This is a genomic window from Oceanotoga teriensis, from assembly GCF_003148465.1.
Lineage (GTDB): Bacteria > Thermotogota > Thermotogae > Petrotogales > Petrotogaceae > Oceanotoga > Oceanotoga teriensis.
On the sequence record NZ_QGGI01000011.1, the window covers coordinates 85,674 to 95,346 of the forward strand.

Here is a 9,673-nt window from a genome sequence, read left to right on the forward strand (position 1 = left end):
ATCGGAGGTTTTTATATGGATAATAAGGACTTTTTAATAACATTATCCAAACTTTTATGTAATTCAATAAATAATTCCAATGATTTAATAAGAGGATATACAAAAAATAATATAAATCTTAAAATTAATATGTTAGATAAAGACTTAGAATTTTTTGTTGAAAATAATATAAAAATCGGTCAAATTATAAAATGGAAAGAAAATTTGTATAATATAGATTTTATTTTTCAGGAAGAGAAACTTATAAACTTATTATCCTATATAAATATGCTTAATTATGACTTATCATTTTTTTCATATTTGAATTTAATAGATTCATTTTCGATTATTGGAAATATAATTATTGGAAATATAGTTTCATACATAAAAGATTATTTAAATATTGATATAAATTATGAATTATCCCCAATTTATAATTTAGATAAAAATATAAATCTTAAAAAACTTAAAAAAATTAATTTTATTATATTTTATATAGATTTTGAAATTTTAGATGAAAAAATTTTTAGATCATATTTATTATTATCCTGTGATAGTAATTCTTTTTTCTCCCTAAAAACTAAGATGGAGGAGTTCTACGGTGAATTATAGTATTTTAAATAATTTAATGATTAGTATTTGTATTGTAGATTCAAAGGGGAATGTAATTTTTTCAAATGATTCTTTTGACAGATTTTTTGGCGAGGTTGAAAATATATTTACTATAATATCTGATAACTATAATTTAATAATAAAAGATGTATTGAAAAAATCATATCCGATTTTTTTGAAAAGCAGAAAAAACAATAAAATTTTTCCAGATGTAAAAGATTATTTTTATATGAATATAAAACCTTTTGATGAAGAGGATTATTTTATGTTGGAAATTCATCAAAATATTCCCGAATTAATAAGAAAAGATTTATTAAACAATGATATAAAATCAATCAAAGATGAAATTGAAACGAGACAATATCTTTTTAATTCTCTTGAATTTATGCTTCTTGAAAAACAAAAACCATGGGATTTTATAATTAGTACAGCTGAGAGAATATATAGTCTTAATATTCTTAAATATTTAAAAGTTCAAAAAGGAGATAAATTAATAGTTTATGGTGAAAATAATAAAAAAGAAATAGAGTCTAATTTTACAATAAATATGGTGGATGATGATATAAACTTTAATTATGTATCCAATAGTTCTACTTCTATGGAAGTAAAACTAATGCTTTTAACTTATTTGAATTTTGTAAAACTTTATGTAACTTTTTATTCGGAGTTTGAAAAATCTAAAATGTATGATGTTAATTTACTCGATTCTGAAAAATTTTCTATGGCTGGGCAGATGATGATAGGAATGCTCCATGAGATAAATAATCCATTAGCAGTTGCTATGCTTCAGAGTGATATTTTAATTTCAAAAAAAGTTGATTATGTAGAAAGAATAATTAATATAAAAAGTTCTCTTATGAGGATAAAAGAAATAACAGAAATATTTAGAGGGGCTTTAAAACAAAATGCAACTATAACTACTTTTGGATTAAAAAAACTTATAAACACAGCCATAGATTTCATTAATCCTAAAAAACCAAGTAATGTAAGTATAATAATAGATTTAAATTATGAGGATTATGATATTCAAGGCGATTTTAATAAATTAGTTTTAGTTTTTGTAAATTTAATTTCAAATGCTATAGATGCTATAAATAGAACAAGAAAAAATAAAGGTTGGGTTAAAATTACTACTTTTGAATTTAGAGATAAACTAATAGTAAAGGTTTCTGATAATGGTGAAGGAATGGATGAAAAAATTTTAAAAAATATATTTAAACCATTTTACACAACAAAAACAAAATCTGGTCTTGGATATGGGTTGTTTTTTGTAAGTACTGTTTGTTCAAGCCATAATATAAAGCTTTCAGTTATTTCAAAAAGGAATAGTGGAACTACTTTTACTTTAGTGATTCCAAAATTTCAAGCGGAGGGGAGTATATGAATATAAGAATATTGATAGTTGATGATGAAAAAGATATAAGAAATCTTTTAAAAGAATATTTCGAAAATAAATTTGATAATCTCATAGTTGATACAGCAGAAAACGCTGATATAGCAGATCAAATGATAGAAAACAGTATTTATCATTTTGTATTTCTTGATATAGTTATGCCGGGCATGGATCCTTTTGAATTATTACAAAAGATTAAAGAATTAAATAAATTAGTACAGGTAATAATAATAACAGCAAATTCAACGATGGACAAAGTATTAAATGCTCTTGAATTTGGTGCAGATGATTATCTTACAAAACCTTTTGATTTTGAATCTCTTAATGAAATATTGGAATCAAATATAAAAAAAATAATAAGATGGAAAAATACATTTAAAAATTCTTTGTGAGGTGAAGTTTAATGCCAAAAGTTTTGGTTATAGATGATTCTCCTTTTATATATAAATCAATTTTGAAAGCTCTTAAAGATACAGAATTTGAAGTTGTTGGACATGCAAGAAATGGACTTGAAGGATTACAAAAAATAAATGAACTCAATCCAGATTTAATAACTTTAGATGTTACTATGCCCGTTATGGATGGTATAGAAACAGCTAGAAGGATATATTCATCTAATATAAGTGCAAAAGTTCTTATGCTTTCGGCTATGGGAGATGACGAACTTATGAATACGGCAAAAGATATAGGGATAAAACATTTTATACAAAAACCATTTAAAAATGAAATTCTTTTAAAAAAACTCAGACTTTTGATGATAATTTAACCCTTAGGGGGGATTCTGATGGAGGAAGAAAAAAAAATTATTGAATCATTATTAGATGATAAGAATGAAATAATAAAAGAAGAAGAATTTGATGAAGAAATGTGGGAAGATTTTGTTGTTGAAGCGAGAGATCATCTTGAAAACATAGAAAGAGGTCTTTTGGATTTAGAAAATGACAAAGAAAATGAAGAAATAATAAACAGTATTTTTAGATCTTTTCATACTATAAAAGGTCTTGCTGGTTTTGTAGATATTGCTTTTCTTGTGAGCATAGCTCATGAAACAGAGACTCTTTTGGATAAAGCTAGAAAAAAAGATATATTTATACAAAAAGAACTCATAGATTTGTTTTTAATATCAACTGACATAATAAAAAATATAATTGAAAATGTTAGGAATATTTATGATAAAGACTTTATTAAAAAAGGTAAGAATCATATAGAATTATTGAGAAATTTCACTCAAAGTGATTTCATACCAAAAGAAGTAAAAATTTCTGATAAAAAAATAGGTGAAATTCTTGAAGAGATGGGAGCAGTATCTAAAGAAGAGATTGAAAAAATATTAGAAGAACAAAAAAGTAATCCCGAAATAGCCAATAAAAAAATAGGTGAAATATTAATAAAAGAAAAAAAGGCAGATACAAAAACCGTTTTAAATGCACTCAGAAGTCAAAAAAAAGAATTAAAAACAAATATTCTTGTAGATGATTATATCAGAGTACCCGCACCAAAAATAGAAAATTTATTGAATTTAGTTGGAGAGCTAATGATAATAGAGTCTCAGGTTAATCAAGATTTTATGATATTGAATGATATAGGCCAGAATACACAAATAAATGTAAACAGAATGCTTAAACTTACAAAAGATATACAAAATATCACCATGTCAATGCAAATGGTTCCACTAAAATCTACTTTCCAAAAAATCACAAGGATTGCAAGAGATACAATAAATACTTTAAAAAAAGAGGTCGATTTTAAAATTTCTGGTGAAAGTACGGAAATAGATAAAGCTGTAGCAGAGAAAATTTTAGATCCTTTAATACATATGATAAAAAATTCTATTTCTCATGGTATAGAAGATTCGGAAGAAAGAATAAAAAAAGGAAAAAATTCAAAAGGAATAGTTTCATTAAAAGCATATTCTAATAGAGGAAATGTTTATATAGAAGTTTCAGATGATGGAAAAGGGCTTAATTCAGAGTTAATATATAAAAAAGCTATGGATAAAAAACTCATTGACGAAGAGAAAGAATATTCAGAAGATGAAATTCTTGAATTTATATACTTACCAGGGTTTTCAACACTTGAAAAGGCTAATAATATTTCTGGTCGAGGTGTTGGTATGGATGTGGTAAAAACAGAACTTTCAAGAATAGGTGGAAAAATAAATATTCAAAATGAAAGAGATAAGGGATGTACATTCATTTTAAAGATACCTATAAATCTTGCAGCTATGAATGGAACGATAATAGAAATTTTAAATGAGAAATATATTATACCTACGATTTATATTAAAAAAATTCTTCAGCCTACCTCAGCAAATTGGATTAGTTATAAAGGAAATAAAAACTTCATAAAATATAGAAATAAAATTATTCCTATAATTCCTACCAATATTATTTTTAATTCAAATAAATCTTATGATAATGATTTAATCGTTATATTAGAACTCGATAATAATATGAAAGCTTTACCGGTTAAAAATATTGAAGGGCGTCAAGAAATAGTAGTAAAACCACTTGGAAAGGAAATTGGTAGTCTTGATTACTTTTCTGGTGCATCTATTTTGGGGGATGGAAATGTTTCTTTAATTATAGATGTTGAAAGTTTATTTAAACTTGAAGGTGGTGAATAAAGTTGTCTGATATTGATTTAAAAAAACTAACTTTTAAACTCGATGAAGAAATCTTTGGAATATCTGTTTGTTCAGTTAAAACAATAATAGGCATGATGAATATAACAAGGGTTCCAAGAACACCTAATTATGTCAAAGGAATAATAAACTTAAGAGGAAAAGTCATACCTGTGGTAGATCTTCGAATAAAGTTTGAGATGAAAGAAAAAACTTATACTGAAAGAACATGTATTATAGTAGTTGAAATTTTTAATGGTGATAATCAAAAACTTATGGGTTTAATAGTTGATGATGTTTCAGAAGTAATAACCCTTACTGAAGAATCTATAGAATCTCCTCCTGAATATGGTTTGAAGATACAGGATGAATTTTTAATTGGAATGGCTAAATATAAAGAAAAAGTAATAATGCTTATAGACATAAACAAAGTTCTTAGTGTGGACGAGAAAAATCTTATAAAAGATCTCGGGAGGGAAGAATGATGTTTAAAAATCTTAAATTATCAACTAAAATCACTTTAGGGTTTGTAATTATTTTAATAATTTCAAGTGTGATAGGAATATTTACAATATTTAATATGAATAAAGTTACAGACTTGGCAATTACTTTAAATGATGAATATATGGAAGAAGTTTCAAGTGGTTCAAATTCTGCTTATTATTCTCAAAGATTGGCTTATGAAATGAGGGGATTTGCATTAAGTGGTGATTATACATATTTTAATAGGGCAAAAAATGAATTAAAAGAGTTAAAGATTTATATTGAAGAACTTAATACTTTAAGTGAAAAATATGAAAGTTTAAAGATTTTAAGAGAAAATTTAAAATCTGTAGATGAACTTATATCAGAATATGAAATTCTTATGCAAGAAACAAATAATACTTTTGAAGGTATAGATAGAATAAGAGATACTTCATTGAAGGCATCTGATGAATTTTTAAATAATGCGATGTTATATTTAGAGTCTCAAAATAAGGCGACAGAAGAAGATATTAAAAATTTGGAATCTCCAGAAGTTTTGAAGAGTAGACTTTTAAAAGTTACTTGGATAAATAATATAATAGATGCATCCAATGAAATGAGAATAGCTTCTATAAAGGCTCAATTGACAAAAGATGCTCAAGAATTGAGAAAGGTTACAAATAGATTTTCAGATATGTATAAAATAATAGAAGAAATAAAAAAAGAAACTAATAGACAAGAAAATATAACTCAACTAAATAAGATAGATACTTCATTAAAAGCTTATGAGGTTCAAACTTTAGAACTTGCAAATTTATACGAAAATCTTAGCAAAATAAAAACAAATAGAGAAAAAATAATAGATTCATTGTTAAAAGAAATAACAGATGTTAATAATGCAGGTATAAGATCGGCAAAAGATATTGCTAATAATACGGTTGAAACATTAAATACATCAACTGGTACGACATTAATAGGCTTAATAATATCTATAATAATAGGTATAATTCTTGCTGTAACGATAATTTTAAGTATTACGAAACCTGTAAAAAGAATTGTTGAACTTTTAAACCATAGCTCTCAAGAACTTGCTTCAGCCTCTGAAGAGCTTTCAGCTGCGAGTCAACAACTTGCTGAAGGTAGTGCAGAACAAGCGGCATCATTAGAAGAAACTTCGTCAACTTTAGAAGAATCATCATCTATGGTTGCACAAAATAATGAAAATACTAAACAAGCAGCAATACTTTCTGAAAAAGCTAATGAATCATCATTAGATGGTTTTAGTCAAATGAAAAACATGATGAATGCTATGGTAAAACTTAAAGATTCAAGTGATGAAATAAGTAAAATAATAAAAGTAATAGATGAAATAGCTTTTCAAACTAATATACTTGCACTGAATGCAGCAGTTGAAGCCGCACGTGCTGGAGAAGCAGGACAAGGATTTGCTGTTGTAGCAGAAGAAGTAAGGAACCTTGCTCAAAGATCTGCAAAAGCTGCAAGAGATACATCAGAAATGATAGAAAAGAATATTAAATTATCTGAAGAAGGTGTAATGACTTCTGAAAAAGTTAAAGAATCTCTCGAATCAATAACAGATCAATCTAAAAAAGTTAAGGAATTAATGGATGAAATAGCAGCAGCCAGTCAAGAACAATCTCAAGGAATAATGCAAATAAATAAAGCTATAAGTCAAATGGATCAAGTAACACAACAAATAGCTTCAAATGCTGAAGAATCAGCATCATCTTCTGAAGAACTGAGTTCTCAAGCAGTTAGTATGGAAGAAGTAGTTATAGATCTTGTTAAACTTGTATATGGAAGTTCTGAGTATAAAGGAAATGAAATTAAAAATAAATCAAATTATAAAAATATAAGTAAGCCAAAAAATAATAATATAAATAAGAAGAAAAACATCTCTGAAGATAAAAAGAATAAAACAGAAATAGTTAATCCTGAAAAAATAATTCCTCTCGATGATGATACTGGAGATTTTTAGATCATAGGCCTCTATAAGAGGCCTATTTAAATAAAAGGAGATTGTATAAAATATGAACAATTTGATTTTTAGTAAATTCAGAGATTATATTTATGAAAATCTTGGAATAGATTATAATGAAAATAAAAAAGTTTTATTAGAAGCGAGAATAAAAAAACTAATGAATAGATATGCAATAACCTCTTTCGAAAGTTTTTATAACAGAATATTTGTAGATAAGAAATTATTGATAGAATTTTTGAATGAAATGACCACTAATAAAACTAATTTTTTTAGAGAAATAAATCATTTTAATTTTTTAAAGAGTTATATGAGTACATTTTTAAATTTAAACAAAAGAATTAATTTAAGTAAAGAAATAAGAGTTTGGAGTGCGGGATGTTCTACAGGAGAAGAGGCTTATACTGTAGGAATGGTTTTAAAAGAAATCTTAAATCCCAATATAATTATAAAAATATTGGCAACTGATATATCTACTAATGTTCTTCAAAAAGCCATGCAAAGAACCTATCCTTCAACGATTACTCTTGATGTTCCAGTATATTATTTGAATAAATATTTTACAAAAGATAATAAAAGTTTTAGATTAAACGATGAAATATATAATATGGTTACATTTAGATATTTTAATCTGATGAATAAATTTCCTTTTAAACATAAATTTGATATTATCTTTTGTAGAAATGTAATGATTTATTTTGATTATGATACGAGAGCAAATCTATCAAATAAATTTCACAAGGCATTAGTAAAAAATGGACTTATGATAATCGGTCATTCTGAAAGTTTATCTGATAAGAAAAAAGAATTTAAATATATGAAACCAACTATTTATTCGGCAATGTAGGTGATTTAATTGGAAGTGATAAATACTTTTTTTGTTAAACCTGGGGTGATATTTTTTTCTGAAGAACCATATAAAATATCTACCGTTCTTGGTTCTTGTGTTTCAATTGCTATGTGGGATTTTAAAAATAAGTGGGGTGGAATGAATCATTATATGTATCCCCATGAATTTAAACATACTAAAATACCAGATAGTAAAATAGGAGAAAAAGCAATAATACAATTATATAAAATAATGATAAAACATGATTCTGATAAAAATAATATAATAGCAAATGTATCAGGAGGAAGTAATAATCAAGAATTAAGTCCTTATATTAGTAATGAAAACGTAAAAATAGCATTTAAAATATTAAAAGACTTAAATATAGAGATATTAAAAAATTATACTGGAGGAAATAGAGGTAAAAAAGTTATATTTAATAATTATACAGGGGAATATATTGTTGATAATATATCAGAATGGAAGTGATTTAATTGATAAAAGTTCTTATTATAGATGATTCAGCAATGGTTAGAAAAGTATTATCACAAAATTTGTCAAAAGAAAGAGATATAGAAGTAGTTGGAACAGCCCCAGAACCTTATTCTGGAAGAGATAAAATATTAAAACTAAAACCAGATGTTCTGATATTGGATATTGAGATGCCAAAAATGGATGGACTAACTTTCCTTGAAAAATTGATGAGTAGTTATCCTATGCCTGTTATAATATATTCTTCCGTGGCAGAAAAAAGAAGCGAAAATGCAATGAGAGCTTTAGAACTTGGTGCCGTAGATGTTATTTCAAAACCAGGGGGTTCTTATTCAACTGATATAATGCTTAATCAATTAATAGACAAAATAAAAGCTGCTCATAAATATAAATTTAGTATTAGTAAAAAAATAAATGATAAAAGTAAACAAAATTCCAAAGTTATCAGAGAAAGTATGATAAGAACTACAGATAAAATAATAGCAATAGGAGCTTCTACAGGAGGAACACAAGCTTTAAGATTTTTGATAGGACAATTACCTTCAAATATGCCACCAATAATAATTACACAGCATATGCCTCAAACATTTACAAAATCTTTTGCAAATAGTTTAAATGAAAGATCAAAATTGGAAGTAGTTGAAGCCCAAGATGGAGAATTATTGAGAACAGGAAAGGTCTTAATTGCACCTGGCAATTATCATATGATTTTAAAAAGAGATGGTGCAAGATATTATGTTCAAATAAAAGATGGACCTCCAGTATATCATCAAAGACCGTCTGTTGAAGTCATGTTTTATTCAGTTGCAAAATATGCAGGGAAAAACGCTATAGGTATAATATTGACAGGTATGGGAAAAGATGGAGCTGAGGGATTATTAGAAATGAGAAACTCTGGTGCATATACTATAGCTCAATCCGAAAAATCATGTGTTGTTTTTGGAATGCCAAGAGAAGCTATAAGAATAGAAGCAGCAGATAAAATACTTGATTTAGAGGAAATGCCAGATTATTTAGTAAGAGTTTTAAAAAAAGATAGATTAAAATAAAACAAATGCTTGGCTTTTAAATAATAGTGGCCAAGCATTTGTTTTATTTTAATAATCCTTCATATATTCCAGGTGAAGAATTTTCTATGACATAAGCATCAGAATGTTTCTTATAAAAATCTATTGGTCCAGCACCGCCTATTATACAATAAGCATAACCCATATGTTTTAACTCATATAGTGCTTGTAAATATAATACCTTCCCTATTCCTTTTCCTCTGTATTCTTCATC

At 26.2% G+C, this 9,673-nt stretch carries 9 protein-coding genes and 2 pseudogenes; 10 read left to right on the forward strand and 1 reads right to left on the reverse strand.

Translation table 11 applies throughout. The features are described from left to right. The first annotated feature begins 15 nt into the window (after positions 1-15). From C7380_RS08615 to C7380_RS08660, 10 genes and pseudogenes are all read left to right on the forward strand, one after another. A complete protein-coding gene (locus C7380_RS08615; RefSeq protein ID WP_109605099.1) occupies positions 16-591 on the forward strand; it encodes a hypothetical protein in 576 nt (191 codons plus the stop codon). Beyond that, positions 581-1,975, forward strand: a complete 1,395-nt coding sequence (locus tag C7380_RS08620; RefSeq protein WP_109605100.1) for a PAS domain-containing sensor histidine kinase — start codon at positions 581-583, stop codon at positions 1,973-1,975. Before C7380_RS08615 ends, C7380_RS08620 begins: the two co-directional genes overlap by 11 nt. Beyond that, complete coding sequence (locus C7380_RS08625) at positions 1,972-2,376, forward strand: response regulator (protein WP_109605101.1); 405 nt, start codon at positions 1,972-1,974, stop codon at positions 2,374-2,376. Before C7380_RS08620 ends, C7380_RS08625 begins: the two co-directional genes overlap by 4 nt. A gap of 11 nt (positions 2,377-2,387) precedes the next feature. Beyond that, positions 2,388-2,750 (forward strand): response regulator, encoded by a 363-nt coding sequence (locus C7380_RS08630; RefSeq protein WP_109605102.1) that lies wholly within the window; start codon positions 2,388-2,390, stop codon positions 2,748-2,750. A gap of 18 nt (positions 2,751-2,768) precedes the next feature. Next, positions 2,769-4,610 (forward strand): chemotaxis protein CheA, encoded by a 1,842-nt coding sequence (locus C7380_RS08635; RefSeq protein ID WP_109605103.1) that lies wholly within the window; start codon positions 2,769-2,771, stop codon positions 4,608-4,610. A 2-nt stretch (positions 4,611-4,612) separates the two neighbouring features. Further along, complete coding sequence (locus C7380_RS08640; RefSeq protein WP_206050570.1) at positions 4,613-5,092, forward strand: chemotaxis protein CheW; 480 nt, start codon at positions 4,613-4,615, stop codon at positions 5,090-5,092. 1,283 nt (positions 5,093-6,375) lie between these two features. Next, positions 6,376-6,723 (forward strand): annotated as a pseudogene (locus C7380_RS13860) (methyl-accepting chemotaxis protein); the annotation flags it as partial. Between the two features lie 400 nt (positions 6,724-7,123). Further along, positions 7,124-7,918, forward strand: coding sequence for a CheR family methyltransferase (locus C7380_RS08650; RefSeq protein ID WP_109605106.1), 795 nt, complete (start codon positions 7,124-7,126; stop codon positions 7,916-7,918). Positions 7,919-7,933: 15 nt separating this feature from the next. Beyond that, positions 7,934-8,389, forward strand: coding sequence for a chemotaxis protein CheD (locus C7380_RS08655; RefSeq protein WP_240597564.1), 456 nt, complete (start codon positions 7,934-7,936; stop codon positions 8,387-8,389). Between the two features lie 5 nt (positions 8,390-8,394). Beyond that, the gene (locus tag C7380_RS08660; RefSeq protein ID WP_206050571.1) at positions 8,395-9,441 is read left to right on the forward strand and encodes a protein-glutamate methylesterase/protein-glutamine glutaminase; all 1,047 of its coding nucleotides are present in this window, start codon (positions 8,395-8,397) and stop codon (positions 9,439-9,441) included. Positions 9,442-9,484: 43 nt separating this feature from the next. On the opposite strand, the pseudogene C7380_RS13545 reads toward C7380_RS08660, so the two are convergent. Beyond that, a pseudogene (locus C7380_RS13545) lies at positions 9,485-9,673 on the reverse strand (GNAT family N-acetyltransferase); the annotation flags it as partial.

Coding starts and splice junctions, on each gene's coding strand:
- C7380_RS08625 (WP_109605101.1), top strand. CDS start 1,972: ATGAATATAAGAATATTGATAGTTGATGATGAAAAAGATATAAGAAAT.
- C7380_RS08630 (WP_109605102.1), top strand. CDS start 2,388: ATGCCAAAAGTTTTGGTTATAGATGATTCTCCTTTTATATATAAATCA.
- C7380_RS08650 (WP_109605106.1), top strand. CDS start 7,124: ATGAACAATTTGATTTTTAGTAAATTCAGAGATTATATTTATGAAAAT.
- C7380_RS08615 (WP_109605099.1), top strand. CDS start 16: ATGGATAATAAGGACTTTTTAATAACATTATCCAAACTTTTATGTAAT.
- C7380_RS08635 (WP_109605103.1), top strand. CDS start 2,769: ATGGAGGAAGAAAAAAAAATTATTGAATCATTATTAGATGATAAGAAT.